Source organism: Streptomyces sp. AK010, from assembly GCF_014207295.1.
GTDB classification, from domain to species: Bacteria; Actinomycetota; Actinomycetes; order Streptomycetales; family Streptomycetaceae; genus Streptomyces; species Streptomyces massasporeus.
On record NZ_JACHCX010000018.1, the window covers coordinates 20,273 to 35,949 of the forward strand.

Genomic DNA, 15,677 nt, shown 5'->3' on the forward strand with positions numbered 1-15,677 from the left:
CGCCGCCCGTCAGAAGTCCGTGGGCAGCCCGCTCACCTCGGCGATGCCTCGCAGCTCCTCGGTCTGCTTGTGCCGGTCCCGGATGTAGTCGGCTATCTCGCCGAGGCGGACCGGGTCGGACGCGGTGGTGGCGTCCGTGACGATCCTGACCGGGCCGGTGTCGTCGACGTCGAGTTCGACCACTTCGTTGTCCAGGCGGCCGGTGACGGCGGTGGCGATGACGAGGGCCACCTCGTCACGGACCTCCTGGGGCAGTTCGTCGTTGGCGCCGGAGCCGAGCGCGAAGTCGAGGCTGGACAGGCGTTCCTCGTCGATCGCCTCCAGAACGGGTTCCACCGCGCGCATCAGAAGGCGGTAGTCCTCCGTGTCCATCCGGATGCGCAGGAGGTCCAGGTACGCGTCCACGGGCCGGCCGTCGCCATGCGGAATCTCGGAATCGCTCATTGGCATCGTGTTCCCCACGAAACGCGGCTCAGACGCGTCGCCACCGAGCCATGGCGAACGAGAACACTCCGAAGAGCACCAGCCCGGCCGCCACGCAGATGAGCAGCCAGGGGCCGAGCGGGGTGTCGGCGAAGGTGCGCAGGGTGTCGTCCAGGCCCTTGGCCTTGTCGGGTTCGTAGTCGATGGCGGCGCGGACGGCGAAGACCCCGGCCACCGCGAACACCAGCCCGCGGGCGGCGCCGCCGGCCACGCCGGTGACGTCCACCAGCTGCCGCGTCCGCCGGCTCATCTGCCCCAGCCGGAGTTTGTCGTGGTACTTGCGCAGCACCGCGCGGACGGCGATCCAGCCGCCGGCCACGACGATCCCGATGCCTGCGGCGCCGACCAGCCACTGTCCGGCGGGTATCTCCAGGACCCTGGCCGTGGCGTCCCGGGACTGCTGGTCGCTGGATCCGCCGCTCTGGTGGCGGCTGAGGGCGAACGACAGCACCGAGTAGGCGACGAAGACGTAGAAGGCGAAGCGGACCCCCGCCATCAGCCGCTTGCGTGCGCTGCGGCCGTCCTTGCCGATCGAGCCGAAGAGCGCTTCGGACAGCCGCCACAGGGCCATGCCGACGAGCCCGATGCCCAGCGCCCACAGCAGCACCGCGCCGAAGGGCTTCTGTGCCAGTTCCTGCAGGGCTCCCCCGCGGTCGGCCTGCCGCCCGGTGCCGCCGAAGGCGATCTGCAGGGCCAGCGCTCCGACGAGCAGATAGATCACGCCCCGGGCGGCGAAACCCGCCCGCGCCGCCCCCTCGGTCACCGAACCCCGCGCCATCCGCGGGGCCCGGGACCGACCGCTCTGTGCCATCGCACTCGTGTTCATGTCGACCTCCCGGCAGTGCGGATGCCCCGGGTCGGCGTTCACACACCCTCCACATCCCTCGGACCAGGCGATTCCGCTTCCAGGCGGTGCGCCGGCGGCGCCGCGGCGCCGCCTCCGTAGCCGGTCAGGACCGCCGGAACCGCGATCCGCGGCCGGCGCTGCCGAGGGCGTGCAGATGTTCCAGCGCGTCCAGGACCACGGTGTCGTCGTGCCAGGCGAGCCAGCGGCCCGCCTGGCCGCCGATGGCGTCGAGGGCCTTCGTCTGGGTCGTCGTCAGTGCGTCGAGAGGCCGGTCCAGGTGGGCCGAGACCATGCCGACGCACAGCCCGGACGCGGTCGTCAGGGGGACACTGTGGCAGGCCCTGCTGCCCGCCGCGAGGATGGCCTGCCGGGCCGGTTCGGTGAACACCGGAGCACTCTCCACGTCGTGCACGGTGACCTGGGCGAGGTCCCGTGCCGCCTGCGCGCAGGAGGTGCCGTCCTCGCCGACGTGGGCGAAGAAGTCGACGAAGTCGTCGGTGAGGCCGGTGTGCTGCTCGATGCGCAGCCCTCCCCGGGCCGGGTCGGCGAGCTGCACATTGCCCATGTCGGTGCCGACCACCGCCAGGGTGGAACGCAGCACGGCCTTCAGGACGGCACCGCGGCTGGAGGACCCGGAGCGGTGCGCCCGGGTGAAGGTGAGGTCGGGTTCCGGCCCGCGGACGCGTTCCGGGAACCACGGCCTTTCCGGCCCGTCCGGGCGCGGCACGGTCACCAGCACACCGGCCGGCGTGCGCAGCTTGACGTTGTAGCGCTGTGACGCCCGCTGCATCAGCGCGAAGGCGCTCTCGCCGTCGGGCAGCGCGTAGCGCTCCTGCACGATGCCCTGCGCCTGCGAGATCAGCGGGCGGACGCGAGCCCGGGCCCACAGGTCACGCAGCTCGGCGCGCAGGTACTCCAGCTCGCCGTCGTCGGCCACTGGCCGGCGGGTTGTGGACGTGGAACTCCAGGACTCTCGACGGGGGTGACGTGAAACGGGCCCGGCCGGGGCTTGCGCCGCCGGCCGGGCTCTCGTTCCGATTCGCCTTCCCCGTCGTGTCAGCGGCACACGCTCATCAGGCGGGCTCCGGGGTGGGCATGCGCTGTCCGCTCGCCGGCGCGGCGGGCTCGGGGGCCGGCGCGGGTGCGGTGGCGAGCCACTGGCGGGCGGCTTCCAGGGCGTGCCGGACGTCGCGGGTGCCGGTCGACACGCACAGCGTGTATGCCAGGTCGCGTGCCCTGGGATCCAGCTCCCCCGGTCCGCGGGCGCCCTCGGCGCCCGTCAGGGCCTCGTACTCGTCGACGAGTCGGCGCAGCACGGCGGGGTGGGGCCTCAGCATGGTTGTTCGCTCCTCGTGGGGTCGGATGGTCAGGCCGTCGTGGAGGGGCCGCCGCTGCCCCGGTTACCCGTCCGCTCTCCCAGTACCTCGTCGCGCACCCGGGCGCAGCTGCGGCTGATGAGGCGGGAGACATGCATCTGGGAGATGCCGAGATGGTCGGCGATGCGGCTCTGGGTCATGTCCTCGAAGAAGCGCATGTAGAGGATGGTCCGTTCGCGTTCCGGCAGACGGCGCAGGCCTTCCTTGGCGGACTCGCGGTCCACGACGACGTCGTAGGAGGAGTCGGCCGCGCCGAGGGTGTCGGCCAGGCTGTAGCCGTCGTCGTCGGCCGAGAGTTCGGCGTCCAGCGACAGGGTGCTGAAGCTGTCCAGGGCCTCGAGCCCGGCGCTGACCTCTTCCTCGGTCAGGCCGGTGTGGGTGGCGAGGTCCGCCACGGAAGGCTCGGGGCTGCCCGGGTTCTGGGTGAGTTCGCGGCGTGCCACCCGCACCTTGTTGCGCAGTTCCTGCACACGGCGGGGGACTCGCAGGGCCCACATACGGTCTCGGAAGTGCCGCTTGACCTCACCGGTGATGGTGGGGACGGCGTAACTCTCGAAGGCACCCCGGCTCGGGTCGAACCGGTCGATGGCCTTGACCAGGCCCAGCGCGGCGACCTGACGAAGATCCTCGATCGACTCCCCGCGGTCGCGGAAGCGGCCGGCGATGCGGTGGGCCATGGGCAGCCACAGGGTGACCAGTTCGTCGCGGACGGCCTCCCGCTCGGGGCCCTCTTCCAGTTCCGCCATACGGGCGAAGAGGGCGGCTGTGTCGGGGGCGTCGTCGTGACGCCGCCGGGGCGTGGTGGTCGTCGCTTCGGGCGTGCCGGGACGATGGGTGGGCGTTTCGATGAGCATGCGGATTCGCTCCTGAACGGTGGTTTCAGGGACTGACCGCGGGATGGTTGCTGCCCGGATACGCCTGGAAGCGCCTCCGGGGCAGTTGTACCGCTCCCGCTGGCGCGCCTCCGGTCCGAAGCACGAAATTGCGTCTGCCCTGGGCCTGGGGGAACAAACTCCGTTTCGCAGTGCAATTTGTTGGGCACCGCTCGCGGGTGGTCAGGACAGGGGTACGACGGCAGTGATGCACTTGCCCCCGGCAGGCAGATCCGACACACGGACGTCGCGGGAGAGCCGGCAGACGATGGGCCAGCCGTGGCCGCCGTGCCGCAGCCGTCCGTGGGGGTCGGTGCGGGGCATGGTCACGGGCAGTGCGTCACTGCCGTCGCTCACCGAGAGGCGCACACCGGGGCCGTCGACGTCCACCTGGAAGTCGGTGACGCCGCCGCCGTGCAGGATCGCGTTGGTCGTCAGTTCCGATACGACGAGCAGCGCGTCCGACAGGGCGTCCGTGTCGCACGCGGTGTCGGTGGCCCGGCAGCGTTCGGCCACGGCCCGCTCCACGGCCCGGCGCGCCTCGGCGGGCTTGCTCGGCCGGGCCCGGTGGGCGCCGGGCGGACCGAGGACGGGTTCGATCATGTGCTCGTCGCACATCTGCAGCTCCCTGACAGCGCGAACGGATACCGGGTCCGTACCGCGTTCCGGGGCCGCCCGCACGGGTCTGCCCGGGTCCACGGACCCACTGCTTGCTCCACCTGCCACGGCGTTCGGGACGCTCACCGCGCGAGCGCCGCGGTCATACTCTTCGGCTCACCTCTCCCCGCATCTGCAAACCTCGGGTGCGGCCGGAAGATCCGAAAACACCTCGAACGGTCGTGGGCCGGTGCCATCTCCGGCCGTCGGGCGGGTACGCGGTGTGCATGACCGATGTGGTGGATTCGGACGAGCTGCTGCGGCGTATCCGGCGTGCGAGGGACTGCGCGGTGCAGGAGGAGCGGACCTGGCGGACCAGGAGCGAGGAGCTGGACGCGACCGACCCGCAGGGGGCCCGGGACGCGGCCGTGCGGCAGATGTCCTACGAGGCGGTGCTGCGGGTGCTGGACGAGATCGTGACTCCGGGCAAACACGTGCCGGAGGACTGACCGGGCGGAGGCCGGTGCCCCCCGCGGGCGGGGCCGGGTGGCGGGGGCACACGCCCGGAACCCGGCGCGCAGGACTGCCGACCACACGCGAGCACCCGTTCTGGAGCCCTGGACGAGTACCGGCGCAAGGGGCATCTGTGGTCGTCAGATCCCCCGAACACGAACAGACCCAGGGGCCGGTCCGGCGGTCTGAGAGATCCTCGCGGGACCTCGCGCGTGCCGCGCCGGACCTGCCCGGGGCGCGGGTGGAGGTGCCGTCCCCGGCGGAGCTGCGGATGGAGCAGGCGGTGCTGCCCCGCCTGCTTCGCTCCGGCCGAGTCCGCGCCGGTGGCCGAGGCGGCGGGGAGGATCGCGGCCGAGATGATCACGCCGTATCCATCGGGCATCCCCGCGGTCCTCCCGGGCGAGCGCCTGACGGAGCCGGTGCCGGCGTACCTGCGGACGGGGCTCGACGCGGGCATGAACCTGGCTGACCCGGAGGACCCTGAGCTCCCGGAGGACCCTGTGCTGGAGAGGATCCGGGTGCTCGCGGAGTGCCGCGGAAGTGAAACGGGTCACGCAACCGGGTTCTGGGGGCACACATGACCCCTAGATGGTTTACCGTTCACTCATACGTGGTGACGGAGTCGACCCCTCGTCCTCCGTGCATCGCCGCAGTACGGCCCTGGCTGGTCTCCCCCGTCCAGCCAGGGCTTTTTCATGCCCGGACGGTCCGTCGCAAGAAGTCTCGTACACCGAGGTGCCCAAGGCCCCACCAGCGGCTGAAATGGGATTGGGGACAGCACCGCAGTCGACCGCCCGGCGAGGAGCTCCGCATGACCAAAGCGATCAAACTCCTGACCGCCCTGCCTCCGCCGCAACGGCAGCGCCTGATGACGCTCGCGCGGGAGGTGTCCTTCCCCGAGGACGCCCGGATCTTCGAGGCGGACGGCCCGGCCGACCGCTTCTGGGTCATCCGCTCCGGCGCCGTCTCCCTGGACCAGCAGGTGAACTCCCTGCAGCGGGTGACCGTGGCCAGCCTCGGCGCGGGCGACCTGCTCGGCTGGTCGTGGCTGTTTCCGCCGTACACCTGGGACTTCGGCGCGGTGGCCTTCAGTCCGGTGCGGGCCTACGAGTTCGACGCGCAGGCCGTGCTGAAGCTGTGCGAGGAGGAGCCGGAGCTCGGGGTGATGCTGGTGCGCAACGTCGCCGAGGTGCTCGCGCACCGGCTGGAGATGACCCGGGGCAAGCTGATGGAGCAGTACACCCTGCACCGGCGGGGCGCGCTGTGAGACGTCAGACGCGGTAGCGCCGCAGCGCCGGTACGGCGGCGGCCAGCACCAGCATCACCGCGACGACCAGGAACCCACCGCCCGCGACGGCGGTGCGGGGGCCGAAGGCGGATCCCGCGGTGCCGTGCAGCACGTCGGCGAGACGGGGGCCGCCCGCCACGACGACGGTGAACACGCCCTGCATGCGCCCGCGCATCTCGTCGGTGGCGGCGGACAGCAGGATCACCCCGCGGAAGACCATGGAGACCATGTCGGCCACCCCGGCCAGGGCGAGGAACGCCACCGCGCCCCACAGGTTGCGGCTCAGCCCGAAGCCCGCGACGGCCGCACCCCAGACGACCACCGCCCCGATCACCGTCCAGCCGTGCCGCCGGGCCCGGGAGAAGGTGCCGGAGAACAGCCCGCCCAGCACGGCGCCGATGGGGATCGCCGCGAACAGCAGACCCAGCGCGATGCCTTCGCCGTACGGGGCGTAGGTCTGGGAGGCGAGCTGCGGGAACAGCGCGCGGGGCATGCCGAGGACCATGGCGATGATGTCGGCGAGGAACGACAGCAGCAGCACCGTGTGCCCGGAGATGTAGCGAAAACCGGCGGCGATCTCCTTCACGCCCGCGCGCCGCACCGCCGTGCCGGCCAGGGGCGGCAGCCGGTACACCGCCCACACCGTCACGCACAGGGCCAGGGCGTCGATCAGATACAGCTCGGGCAGCCCGATGACGGGGATGAGGGCGCCGGCGAGCAGAGGTCCCGCCACCTGCCCGGTCTGCATCACGGTCGAGCCGAGCGCGCCGGCGGCGGGCAGTTCGTCCTCGGGGACCAGTCGGGCTATGGAGGCGGTGCGGGCCGGCGCGTTCAGGCCCCAGAAGGCCTGCTGCACGGCGAGCAGCAGCATGAGCGCACCCACCGGCTCCAGGCCCACGAAAGCCTGGAGCCAGAACAGCAGCGAGGTGACGGCGATGCCGCTGTGGTGATCAGCAGCAGCTTGCGACGGTCCATGGTGTCGGCGATCGCCCCGCCCCACAGCGCGAACACGACCAGGGGCACGAGCCCCGCCAGGCTCGCGGCGCCGACCCACGCCGAGGAGCCGGTGATGTCGTAGATCTGCTTGGGGACGGCGACGGCGGTGAGCTGGCTGCCGACGGCGGTGACGGTCGTCGAGCCCCACAACCACCGGTAGGCGGGGCGGCGCAGGGGGCGGGTGTCCATGGCCCAGCGCCGCCGGCCGCGCCGCCGGGGCGCCTGCGGATCGGGGTCCCGCTCTTCGGTGGTGGTCTCGCTCGTGTCCACGCGCCGCTTCCTCGATGCTCGCTACATCTTCCAGGCGGGGATCACTATCGCACCGGCCGGTCCGGCCATCGCGGCCGAGGTGTCAGCTTCCGACGATGAGCACGGCGCCGAGCACGAGCATCGTGGCGGCGACCACCGGAGCCCCAGGCGGATCCGCTGCTGCGCGACGGCCGGCTCGTCGGCTTCGCCCCGGGCCGCGCGGTCGACGTGCCGCTGTACTGGCAGCAGTGGAAACTCGACTCGCCGGCGCTGGCGCAGGTGGCGGACACGGTGACGGCGACGGCGGCCGGGACACTGCGGGCCTGAGGCCTCAGCCGCGGATGCCCTCCAGCCGGGCCGCCGCGCTGTCCAGCAGCATCTCCAGCGCCGTCGGGTAGGCGCTGGTGAGCATCCGGGTGGCGAGCAGGGGGGCCGCCTCGGCGATGCGGGGATGGGTGGTGGCGGGCAGACGGGCGTACGTCGAGCGCCACATGTCCTCGTCGGCGTGCAGCGAGTCGCTGGGCAGGGCCAGCGAGGCGGCGTCCAGCGCGGCGAAGGCCAGGGTCTGGTCGATGAAGGCGTGGTAGATGCGCACGGTGTCGGGCAGGGGGAAACCGGCCCTGCGCAAAACGTCCAGGACGGCCTCGTCCGCGGCCAGCTCGTGGGCCCGGCCCGTGACGCGGTTGGTGGTGAGCAGGGCGGCCTGCGGATGGGCGAGGTACGCGGCGTGGATGCGCAGCCCGAAGGACCGCAGGTCCGCCCGCCACTCCCCCGTGGACCGCCAGCCCTGAAGGGCCTGGCCGATGAGCGCGTCGCCGATGGCGAGGGTCAGGTCGTCCATGCCGCGGAAGTACCGGTAGAGCGTGCTCGGGTCGGCGTCCAGGGCGAGACCCAGCCGGCGGGCGGTGAGTCCGGCACTGCCGTGTTCGCGCAGCATGCGCAGCGCGGTCTCGACGATCAGCTCCTCGGACAGCACGGTGCCGCTCTTGGTGGGCCGGCGCCGGCGGCGTTTCTCCTCGGGCACCACGGGCTTGGGCACGACGGCTCCCTCCTTATGCCAACGCCATTGACCTTATGACACGGGGCGGCGTTTCATCTCTGCAAGGACGCGTCACGTTCTTCGCACATAGGGAGTTTCTGTCATGCGTGTACTGCTCGTGGGCGCCGGTGGTGTGGGCGGGGCGATCACCCGGATCGCGGCCCGGCGGCCGTTCTTCGAGGCGATGGTGGTGGCGGACTACGACCCGGACCGGGCCGAGGCGGCGGTCGCGGCCCTGGACGGCGACGCGCGGTTCACCACGGAGCAGGTGGACGCGGGTGACGAAGCGGCCGTGGCCCGTCTGCTGCGATGGCATCGCTGCGACGTCCTGCTCAACGCCACCGACCCCCGCTTCGTGATGCCCCTGTTCCGCGCGGCCCGCGCCGCGGGCGCCACCTATCTCGACATGGCGATGTCGCTGTCCCGCCCCCACGCCGAGCGTCCCTACGAGGAGTGCGGGGTCAAGCTCGGCGACGAGCAGTTCACGCAGGCCGCCGACTGGGAGAAGGAGGGGCTGCTGGCCCTCGTCGGGATGGGTGTGGAGCCGGGCCTGTCGGACGTCTTCGCGCGGTACGCCGCCGACGAACTCTTCGACGAGATCGAGGAGATCGGCATCCGCGACGGCGCGAACCTGACCGTCGACGGCTACGACTTCGCGCCCTCGTTCAGCATCTGGACCACCATCGAGGAGTGCCTCAACCCACCGGTCGTCTACGAGACGGGCAAGGGCTGGTTCACCACCGAACCGTTCAGCGAGCCCGAGGTCTTCGACTTCCCCGAGGGCATCGGCCCGGTCGAGTGCGTGAACGTGGAGCACGAGGAGGTGCTGCTCGTCCCGCGCTGGGTCGACGCCCGCCGGGTGACCTTCAAGTACGGCCTGGGCCGGGAGTTCGTCGAGACGCTGAAGACGCTGCATCTGCTGGGCCTTGACCGCACCGACCCGGTGGCCGTGCCCGGGCCGGGCGGGCCGGTGAAGGTCTCACCGCGGGACGTGGTCGCCGCGTGCCTGCCCGACCCGGCCACCCTCGGCGAGCGGATGCACGGCAAGACGTGTGCGGGCACCTGGGTGAAGGGCGTGAAGGACGGCGAGCCGCGTGAGGTGTACCTGTACCACGTGGTCGACAACCAGTGGTCGATGGTGGAGTACGGCTCCCAGGCGGTGGTGTGGCAGACGGCGATCAACCCCGTCGTCGCGCTCGAACTCCTCGCCACGGGCGCCTGGTCCGGTGCGGGCGTGCTCGGCCCGGAGGCCTTCCCGGCCCGGCCGTTCCTGGACCTGCTGACGGACTACGGCTCCCCCTGGGGCATGCGGGAGCAGTGAACGACTGTCCGGGAACGCCCTGTTTCAGCGCGCATCGACAGGTCACCCGAAAAGGAGTAAGCAGACGAGAGAGCACGTTTCTACTGCGATGCAGGTGACTTCGATGGACAACTGGCGAGACCACGCTGCCTGTCGGCACGAGGACCCCGAGCTCTTCTTCCCGATCGGCACCTCCGGCCCGGCTCTTTTGCAGACCGAGCAGGCCAAGGCGGTGTGCCGACGGCGCTGCCCCGTGCAGGAGCAGTGTCTGCAATGGGCCCTGGACACCGGGCAGTCCATCGGCGTCTGGGGCGGGACGAGCGAGAACGAACGGCGTGCGCTGAAGCGCCGCACGGCCGCCCGCCGCCGCTCCGGCTGACATCACGCCCGCACCCCTGGGGATGGCCCGCTGCACCGCCGCGGTCCCCAGGGGTACGGGCGTCCGGCCGGGGTCAGGCTCGCGGCACGGATCCGTGCCGCCGCGGAGAGGAGCCCAGCATGAGCGTGCGTGTGCGCCGCGTCTACGATCCCGCCGAGCCGGAGGACGGGGTGCGGGTGCTGGTCGACCGGCTGTGGCCGCGCGGGCTGGCGAAGGAGGCAGCCCGGGTGGACGAGTGGCCGAAGGCGCTCACCCCGTCGACACAGCTGCGCCGCTGGTACCACGCGGGCGAGGGATCGTACGAGGAGTTCGCCGAGCGGTACGAGGCGGAGCTCGCAGCCGACGAGGCCGCCGAGGCGCTCGACAGCGTGCGTGATCTGGTCCGCAAGGGCGACGTGACCCTGCTGACCGCGTCGAAGACGCCGGAGCAGAGCCACGCCACCGTGCTGACCCGCCTCCTCGAAGGCTGAGGAGGCGGGCCCGCGTCCGTCAGGCGGTCTGCTTCGCCGCCGCCCGGCCCGCGGCCCGGCCCGAGAAGAGGCAGCCGCCGAGGAAGGTGCCCTCCAGGGCGTTGTAGCCGTGGACGCCGCCGCCGCCGAAGCCCGCGACCTCGCCGGCCGCGTACAGCCCCTCGACCGGCTTGCCGTCGGTCCCGAGGGCGCGGGAGTCCAGGTCGGTCTGGATGCCGCCGAGGGTCTTGCGGGTGAGGATGTGCAGCTTGACACCGATCAGCGGGCCGGCCGCCGGGTCGAGGATGCGGTGCGGGGTGGCGACCCGGCCGAGGCGGTCGCCGATGTAGCGACGGGCGTTGCGGATGCCCTGCACCTGGGCGTCCTTGGCGTAGGGGTTGGCGAGCTGCAGGTCGCGGGCCTCGATCTGGCGCTTGATCCCGGCCGCGTCGAGGAGCGGCTTGTCGGTGAGGTCGTTCATCTTCGCGACGAGCTGTTCGACGGTGGACGCGGTCACGAAGTCGGCGCCCTTGCGCAGGAACGCGTCGACCGGTCCGGGCGCGCCCTTGCCGAGGATGCGTTCCCTGAGGAATCCGGCGCGGTCCTTGGCGGTGATGTCGGGGTTCTGCTCGGAGCCCGACAGGGCGAACTCCTTCTCGATGATCTTCTGCGTGAGGATGAACCAGGAGTGGTCGTACTCGGCGATGTCCTCGGTGGTGCGCAGGTGCTTCAGGGTGCCGAGGGTGTCGTAGCCGGGCAGACAGGGCCCGGGCAGGCGGCGGCCGAGGGCGTCGAACCACATCGAGGACGGTCCGGGCAGGATGCGGATGCCGTGGCCGGGCCAGATCGGGTCCCAGTTCTGCAGGCCCTCGGTGTAGTGCCACATGCGGTCGCGGTTGACCAGCCGGACGCCCGCCTCGGCGCTGATGTCGAGCATCCGCCCGTCGACGTAGGCGGGCACGCCGGTGACCATCTCGCGCGGCGGGGTGCCGAGGCGCTCGGGCCAGTAGCGGCGGACGATGTCGTGGTCGGCGCCGATGCCGCCGCTGGTGACGATGACGGCCTGGGCGGTGAGTTCGAACTCGCCGATCGCGTCGCGGCTGGAGGCGACGCCCCGGGGTGAGGGGTCCTCGGCCAGGACTGTGCCGCGCACGCCCCGGGCGGTGCCGCCCTCGACGACGAGCGCGTCGACGCGGTGACGGTGGTGGAAGGTGAGCAGCCCGTCGCGGGCGGCCTGCTTGGCGTACCGGACGAACGGTTCGACGACTCCGGTGCCGGTGCCCCAGGCGACGTGGAAGCGGGGCACGCTGTTGCCGTGTCCGTGCGCGGTGAGGTCGCCCCGCTCGGCCCAGCCGACGGTGGGCAGGAACTTGATGTGGTGCCCGTCGAGCCAGGAGCGCTTCTCCCCCGCGGCGAACTCGACGTAGGCACGGGCCCAGCGCACGGCCCAGGAGTCCTCGTCCTCGAGCCGGTCGAAGCCCGCGCTGCCCCGCCAGTCGCTCCAGGCGAGGTCGAAGGAGTCCTTGATGCCCAGACGGCGCTGCTCGGGCGAGTCGACGAGGAACAGCCCGCCGAAGGACCAGAAGGCCTGGCCGCCGAGGTTGCTCGCGTTCTCCTGGTCGACGAGGGCGACCCGCCGGCCCCTGCTGGTCAGTTCGTGCGCCGCGACCAGGCCGGCGAGGCCCGCTCCGACGACGATGACATCGGCATCCATGGCGACCGTTCCCTTCTTCAGTTCTTCGAGTGATCGAGGGTGCCGCTGCCATCGGTCAGCAGGGCCGTGAGCAGTTGCTTCAGCCAGGCGCGGGCGTGCTCCAGGTCCCGGTCCAGCAGCAGTTGCGTGGTGACGCCGTCGTACGCGGCGACCACGGCGTGGGCGGCGCCGTCCGTGTCCCCCAGTACGGCGGGCAGTGCGGTGTGCCCGCGGGCCCGGCCCAGCCGCTCGGCGATCGCCCGCCGCAGCCGCGCGCGGTGTTCGAGCAGACTGTGCGCCACCTCCGGGTCGCGGGCGGCGTGCACGAGGAAGTCCGTCTTCACCAGGAGCCAGTCACGGTCGAGCAGCAGCACGTCGGTGACACGGTCCACGGCGGCGGGCACGTCGAGGTCGGGCCCGTCGAGGGCGAGGGCGCCGGAGACCTGCTCGGCTATCAGGTCGGCCCGCTCGCGGTAGAGGGCGAAGAAGAGCTCGTCAAGGCTGGAGAAGTTGGAGTAGAAGGCGCCCCTGCTGTAGCCCGCGGCCTCGCAGACCTCCTCGATCGAGACATGCCCGAAGCCCTTGGCCGCGAACACGGAGAACGCCGCGTCCAGGAGATTGGCGCGGGTGTGGACACGACGCCTGGTCACGCGCCCGGTGCTTCCCTCGACAGCCATGCCCGGCCCTCCTTTCGATACAGGACTGTATTGGATACACCGGTGTATCGAAAGAGTCCGCCCGCTCATGGAACACGTATTCGAATACGAGGTAGGGTGACCCCATGCACCACCTCCAGGGCTCCCTCTTCGACCAGGCCGATGAGCTCCGCCTCGGCTCTCTCGACGGGATCAGCCGTACCCACCTCGGCTTCGGCGCCTGGCTCGACACGCTGCCCGGGTGGCTCGGCGGCTCGGACGAACTGTTCGAACGGCTGGCCGCCGAGGTCCCGTGGCGGGCGGAACGGCGCAAGATGTACGACAGCGTCGTCGACGTCCCCCGCCTGCTCGCGTTCTACGGCGTGGACGACCCGCTGCCGGATCCGGTGCTGGCCGAGGCACGGGACGCGTTGAGCGCCCACTACGGCGAGGAGCTGGGCGAGCCGTTCACCACCGCCGGGCTGTGCTACTACCGCGACGGCCGGGACAGCGTCGCCTGGCACGGCGACCGGATCGGACGCGGGGCGCGCGAGGACACGATGGTCGCGATCCTGTCGGTCGGAGCCCCCCGCGACCTGCTGCTCCGCCCGCTGCGAGGCGGCCGGGACACCGTGCGCCGCCCACTGGGCCACGGCGACCTCGTCGTGATGGGCGGCTCCTGCCAGCGCACCTGGGAGCACGCGATCCCCAAGAGCGCCCGGGCGACGGAACCGCGCATCAGCATCCAGTTCCGGCCGCACGGCGTGCGCTGAGGGCGGACCGAACTCCCAGCCGCACGGGGTGCGCTGAGCACATGAACGCCCCTGCCGCACGGCTCCGTTGCGGCGGACCCGGCGATTCCGTCCGCCGCGGGATCTGCTTGTCTTCTCCCGTCGGGCCGGTACCGGGACCACACGAGGCGGGCGATCATGCGGGCGGACGTACAGCGAGTCGCGGACGGCACCTACCTGGTGCACGGTTCGAACACCAACTGGGTGATCCTCACGGAGGGGGACGACGTCACGCTCGTCGACACCGGTTACCCCGGTGACCGGGAGCAGCTCCTCGCCTCGCTCGCGCAGGTGGGCAGCTCCCCGAAAGCGGTCGCGGCCGTGCTGATCACGCACGCGCACAACGACCACCTCGGCAGCGCGGAGTACCTGCGCGCCGCGTACGGCACGCCCGTGTACCTGCACGAGGCCGAAGTGCCGCACGCGCGCCGGGAGTTCCTGCACCAGGTGTCCGTCGGGACGGTACTGAGGAACGGCTGGCGGCCCGGCGTGCTGCCGTGGGCGGTGCACGCGCTGCGTTCGGGCGGCACGGCCCACGTCCCGGTGACGGCTGCGCAGGCGTTCCCGACGGCGGGCGCGCTGGACCTGCCCGGACGGCCGGTGCCGGTGCACACCCCAGGTCACACCGACGGGCACTGCGCCTACCACCTGCCCGGAATCGGGGTACTGATCTCCGGTGACGCCCTGGTCAGCGGGCACCCCACCTCGCGGGTCGAGGGGCCACAGCTGCTGCCTGACATGTTCCACCACGAGCGGCCCCGCGCCCTGGCCTCCCTGGACGTCCTGGCGGAGCTGGAGGGCGAGGTGCTGCTCCCCGGGCACGGGCCGGTGCACCGCGGGCTTGTGCGCGACGCCGCACGGCGGGCCCGGGAACGCTCCCTTTAGAGTGAGACGACGATCGGCGGCGAGACAAGGACACCGGGCGCATGGCACTGCAGATCAACGCGACCAACCCCGAACACCCCGCGCTCTTGCTGGAACTGCCCTGGCACCTGCCCCTGGAGGACTGGCCCGAGGAGTGCCTCGTCCCGCTGCCCCGCGGCATCTCCCGGCACGTGGTGCGCTACTCCCGCGCCGGTGACGAGGTGATCGCCGTGAAGGAGCTGGCCCAGCGGCCCGCGCTGCGCGAGTACGAGCTGCTGCGCGATCTCGACCGGATCGGCATCCCCGCGGTGGACCCGCTGGCCGTGGTCACCGGCCGCACCGACGACAGCGGCGCCCCGCTGGAGAGCGTCCTGGTCACCCGGCACCTGGGCGGCTCGATGCCGTACCGCTCGATGTTCGAGACGACCATGCGGCCCGCCACCATGCACCGGCTGATGGACGCGCTCGCCGTGCTCCTGGTGCGCCTGCACCTGGCCGGGTTCGCCTGGGGCGACTGCTCGCTGTCCAACACCCTCTTCCGTCGCGACGCGGGCGCCTACGCCGCGTATCTCGTGGACGCCGAGACCGGTGACCTGCACCCGCAGCTCAGCACCGGGCAGCGGGAGTACGACCTCGATCTCGCCCGCGTGAACATCAGCGGGGAGCTGCTGGACCTGGAGGCGTCCGGGGCGCTGCACCCGTCCGTGGACCCGATCGAGTTCGGCATGGAGATCTGCGCCCGCTACCGCGGCCTGTGGGAGGAGCTGACCCGGGCCTCCGTCTACCCGGCCGGCAAGTACCACTACATGGAGCGCCGGATCCGCCGCCTGAACGACCTCGGTTTCGACGTCGCCGAGATGCAGATCGAGCACGCCTCGAACGGCGACACGGTCAGCTTCGTGCCCAAGGTCGTCGACGCGGGCCACCACCAGCGCCAGCTCCTGCGCCTGACCGGTCTCGACACCGAGGAGAACCAGGCCCGGCGGCTGCTGAACGACCTGGAGAGCTGGATGGCGACCCAGGACGACTACGCGCCCGGCGACCCCCTCGGAGCCCGCCCCGAAGTGCTGGCCCACCGCTGGGTGCGGGAGGTGTTCCGGCCGACCGTGCGGGCCGTGCCGGTCGCACTGCGCGGTGCGATGGACCCGGCGGAGATCTACCACCAGCTCCTCGAACACCGCTGGTACATGTCCGAGCACGCCCAGCACGACATCGGCATCGAGACCGCGGTCGAGGACTACATCGCGAACATCCTGCCCAAGGCGAGCAAGACGCTGCAGCCGACGGCGGAGTGAGGGGCCGGAGC

The 15,677-nt window shown here is 71.8% G+C and carries 17 protein-coding genes and 3 pseudogenes; 10 read left to right on the forward strand and 10 right to left on the reverse strand.

Translation table 11 applies throughout. From position 1 onward, the window contains the following. Nucleotides 1-9 precede the first annotated feature (9 nt). From HDC93_RS28790 to HDC93_RS28815, 6 genes are all read right to left on the reverse strand, one after another. Nucleotides 10-444, reverse strand: a complete 435-nt coding sequence (locus tag HDC93_RS28790) for a hypothetical protein (protein WP_185013775.1) — start codon at nucleotides 442-444, stop codon at nucleotides 10-12. Nucleotides 445-472: 28 nt separating this feature from the next. Beyond that, a complete protein-coding gene (locus HDC93_RS28795) occupies nucleotides 473-1,309 on the reverse strand; it encodes a DUF1206 domain-containing protein (protein WP_185013776.1) in 837 nt (278 codons plus the stop codon). A gap of 124 nt (nucleotides 1,310-1,433) precedes the next feature. Beyond that, nucleotides 1,434-2,267 (reverse strand): ANTAR domain-containing protein, encoded by an 834-nt coding sequence (locus tag HDC93_RS28800; RefSeq protein WP_185013777.1) that lies wholly within the window; start codon nucleotides 2,265-2,267, stop codon nucleotides 1,434-1,436. Nucleotides 2,268-2,403: 136 nt separating this feature from the next. Continuing rightward, nucleotides 2,404-2,667, reverse strand: a complete 264-nt coding sequence (locus HDC93_RS28805; RefSeq protein ID WP_185013778.1) for a DUF5133 domain-containing protein — start codon at nucleotides 2,665-2,667, stop codon at nucleotides 2,404-2,406. A gap of 29 nt (nucleotides 2,668-2,696) precedes the next feature. Continuing rightward, on the reverse strand, nucleotides 2,697-3,560 hold the full coding sequence (locus tag HDC93_RS28810; protein WP_185013779.1) for a SigB/SigF/SigG family RNA polymerase sigma factor: 864 nt from the start codon (nucleotides 3,558-3,560) through the stop codon (nucleotides 2,697-2,699). Between the two features lie 201 nt (nucleotides 3,561-3,761). Continuing rightward, nucleotides 3,762-4,196 (reverse strand): ATP-binding protein, encoded by a 435-nt coding sequence (locus tag HDC93_RS28815; RefSeq protein WP_185013780.1) that lies wholly within the window; start codon nucleotides 4,194-4,196, stop codon nucleotides 3,762-3,764. 266 nt (nucleotides 4,197-4,462) lie between these two features. Here HDC93_RS28815 and HDC93_RS28820 point away from each other — a divergent pair, with 266 nt between their 5' ends. The 3 genes and pseudogenes from HDC93_RS28820 to HDC93_RS28830 all read left to right on the forward strand — a co-directional run bounded on the left by HDC93_RS28820 (nucleotide 4,463) and on the right by HDC93_RS28830 (nucleotide 5,955). Continuing rightward, nucleotides 4,463-4,684 carry a hypothetical protein gene (locus HDC93_RS28820; protein ID WP_142166087.1) on the forward strand — a complete coding sequence of 74 codons (222 nt, stop codon included), beginning with the start codon at nucleotides 4,463-4,465 and terminating at the stop codon, nucleotides 4,682-4,684. A gap of 203 nt (nucleotides 4,685-4,887) precedes the next feature. Further along, nucleotides 4,888-5,269: pseudogene (locus tag HDC93_RS28825) on the forward strand (hypothetical protein); the annotation flags it as partial. Between the two features lie 230 nt (nucleotides 5,270-5,499). Then, nucleotides 5,500-5,955 carry a cyclic nucleotide-binding domain-containing protein gene (locus tag HDC93_RS28830; RefSeq protein WP_185013781.1) on the forward strand — a complete coding sequence of 152 codons (456 nt, stop codon included), beginning with the start codon at nucleotides 5,500-5,502 and terminating at the stop codon, nucleotides 5,953-5,955. A gap of 4 nt (nucleotides 5,956-5,959) precedes the next feature. Here the strand turns inward: HDC93_RS28830 and HDC93_RS28835 are convergent. After that, a pseudogene (locus HDC93_RS28835) lies at nucleotides 5,960-7,242 on the reverse strand (MFS transporter). 129 nt (nucleotides 7,243-7,371) lie between these two features. Between HDC93_RS28835 and HDC93_RS28840 the strand changes: the two are divergent. Beyond that, a pseudogene (locus tag HDC93_RS28840) lies at nucleotides 7,372-7,548 on the forward strand (ArgP/LysG family DNA-binding transcriptional regulator); the annotation flags it as partial. 4 nt (nucleotides 7,549-7,552) lie between these two features. On the opposite strand, the gene HDC93_RS28845 reads toward HDC93_RS28840, so the two are convergent. Then, a complete protein-coding gene (locus tag HDC93_RS28845; RefSeq protein ID WP_185013782.1) occupies nucleotides 7,553-8,260 on the reverse strand; it encodes a TetR/AcrR family transcriptional regulator C-terminal domain-containing protein in 708 nt (235 codons plus the stop codon). A gap of 103 nt (nucleotides 8,261-8,363) precedes the next feature. Between HDC93_RS28845 and HDC93_RS28850 the strand changes: the two genes are divergently transcribed. The 3 genes from HDC93_RS28850 (at nucleotide 8,364) to HDC93_RS28860 (ending at nucleotide 10,409) form a co-directional block, all read left to right on the forward strand. Continuing rightward, entirely contained in the window at nucleotides 8,364-9,581 is a 1,218-nt protein-coding gene (locus HDC93_RS28850; protein ID WP_185013783.1) for a saccharopine dehydrogenase family protein, read from the forward strand. 103 nt (nucleotides 9,582-9,684) lie between these two features. Beyond that, a complete protein-coding gene (locus tag HDC93_RS28855; RefSeq protein WP_030844076.1) occupies nucleotides 9,685-9,939 on the forward strand; it encodes a WhiB family transcriptional regulator in 255 nt (84 codons plus the stop codon). A gap of 119 nt (nucleotides 9,940-10,058) precedes the next feature. After that, nucleotides 10,059-10,409: a DUF488 domain-containing protein gene (locus HDC93_RS28860; RefSeq protein WP_185013784.1), complete on the forward strand. Its 351-nt coding sequence runs from the start codon at nucleotides 10,059-10,061 to the stop codon at nucleotides 10,407-10,409. A gap of 19 nt (nucleotides 10,410-10,428) precedes the next feature. Here the strand turns inward: HDC93_RS28860 and HDC93_RS28865 are convergent, their stop codons facing one another. Both HDC93_RS28865 and HDC93_RS28870 read right to left on the reverse strand, forming a co-directional pair. Continuing rightward, nucleotides 10,429-12,102: an FAD-binding dehydrogenase gene (locus HDC93_RS28865; RefSeq protein WP_185013785.1), complete on the reverse strand. Its 1,674-nt coding sequence runs from the start codon at nucleotides 12,100-12,102 to the stop codon at nucleotides 10,429-10,431. Nucleotides 12,103-12,119: 17 nt separating this feature from the next. Next, nucleotides 12,120-12,758 carry a TetR/AcrR family transcriptional regulator gene (locus tag HDC93_RS28870; protein WP_185013786.1) on the reverse strand — a complete coding sequence of 213 codons (639 nt, stop codon included), beginning with the start codon at nucleotides 12,756-12,758 and terminating at the stop codon, nucleotides 12,120-12,122. A 104-nt stretch (nucleotides 12,759-12,862) separates the two neighbouring features. Between HDC93_RS28870 and HDC93_RS28875 the strand changes: the two genes are divergently transcribed. From HDC93_RS28875 to HDC93_RS28885, 3 genes are all read left to right on the forward strand, one after another. Then, on the forward strand, nucleotides 12,863-13,489 hold the full coding sequence (locus HDC93_RS28875) for an alpha-ketoglutarate-dependent dioxygenase AlkB (protein ID WP_185013787.1): 627 nt from the start codon (nucleotides 12,863-12,865) through the stop codon (nucleotides 13,487-13,489). Nucleotides 13,490-13,645: 156 nt separating this feature from the next. After that, nucleotides 13,646-14,392: an MBL fold metallo-hydrolase gene (locus tag HDC93_RS28880; RefSeq protein ID WP_185013788.1), complete on the forward strand. Its 747-nt coding sequence runs from the start codon at nucleotides 13,646-13,648 to the stop codon at nucleotides 14,390-14,392. Between the two features lie 41 nt (nucleotides 14,393-14,433). Further along, a complete protein-coding gene (locus HDC93_RS28885) occupies nucleotides 14,434-15,666 on the forward strand; it encodes a DUF4032 domain-containing protein (RefSeq protein WP_185013789.1) in 1,233 nt (410 codons plus the stop codon). The last annotated feature ends 11 nt before the right edge of the window (nucleotides 15,667-15,677 follow it).

What these genes read in the sequence shown, in the direction of transcription:
- HDC93_RS28815 (WP_185013780.1), bottom strand. Translation starts at nt 4,196, where the DNA reads ATGTGCGACGAGCACATGATCGAACCCGTCCTCGGTCCGCCCGGCGCC.
- HDC93_RS28795 (WP_185013776.1), bottom strand. Translation starts at nt 1,309, where the DNA reads ATGAACACGAGTGCGATGGCACAGAGCGGTCGGTCCCGGGCCCCGCGG.
- HDC93_RS28875 (WP_185013787.1), top strand. Translation starts at nt 12,863, where the DNA reads ATGCACCACCTCCAGGGCTCCCTCTTCGACCAGGCCGATGAGCTCCGC.
- HDC93_RS28880 (WP_185013788.1), top strand. Translation starts at nt 13,646, where the DNA reads ATGCGGGCGGACGTACAGCGAGTCGCGGACGGCACCTACCTGGTGCAC.
- HDC93_RS28870 (WP_185013786.1), bottom strand. Translation starts at nt 12,758, where the DNA reads ATGGCTGTCGAGGGAAGCACCGGGCGCGTGACCAGGCGTCGTGTCCAC.
- HDC93_RS28855 (WP_030844076.1), top strand. Translation starts at nt 9,685, where the DNA reads ATGGACAACTGGCGAGACCACGCTGCCTGTCGGCACGAGGACCCCGAG.
- HDC93_RS28850 (WP_185013783.1), top strand. Translation starts at nt 8,364, where the DNA reads ATGCGTGTACTGCTCGTGGGCGCCGGTGGTGTGGGCGGGGCGATCACC.
- HDC93_RS28885 (WP_185013789.1), top strand. Translation starts at nt 14,434, where the DNA reads ATGGCACTGCAGATCAACGCGACCAACCCCGAACACCCCGCGCTCTTG.
- HDC93_RS28865 (WP_185013785.1), bottom strand. Translation starts at nt 12,102, where the DNA reads ATGGATGCCGATGTCATCGTCGTCGGAGCGGGCCTCGCCGGCCTGGTC.
- HDC93_RS28830 (WP_185013781.1), top strand. Translation starts at nt 5,500, where the DNA reads ATGACCAAAGCGATCAAACTCCTGACCGCCCTGCCTCCGCCGCAACGG.
- HDC93_RS28820 (WP_142166087.1), top strand. Translation starts at nt 4,463, where the DNA reads ATGACCGATGTGGTGGATTCGGACGAGCTGCTGCGGCGTATCCGGCGT.
- HDC93_RS28805 (WP_185013778.1), bottom strand. Translation starts at nt 2,667, where the DNA reads ATGCTGAGGCCCCACCCCGCCGTGCTGCGCCGACTCGTCGACGAGTAC.
- HDC93_RS28810 (WP_185013779.1), bottom strand. Translation starts at nt 3,560, where the DNA reads ATGCTCATCGAAACGCCCACCCATCGTCCCGGCACGCCCGAAGCGACG.
- HDC93_RS28790 (WP_185013775.1), bottom strand. Translation starts at nt 444, where the DNA reads ATGAGCGATTCCGAGATTCCGCATGGCGACGGCCGGCCCGTGGACGCG.
- HDC93_RS28860 (WP_185013784.1), top strand. Translation starts at nt 10,059, where the DNA reads ATGAGCGTGCGTGTGCGCCGCGTCTACGATCCCGCCGAGCCGGAGGAC.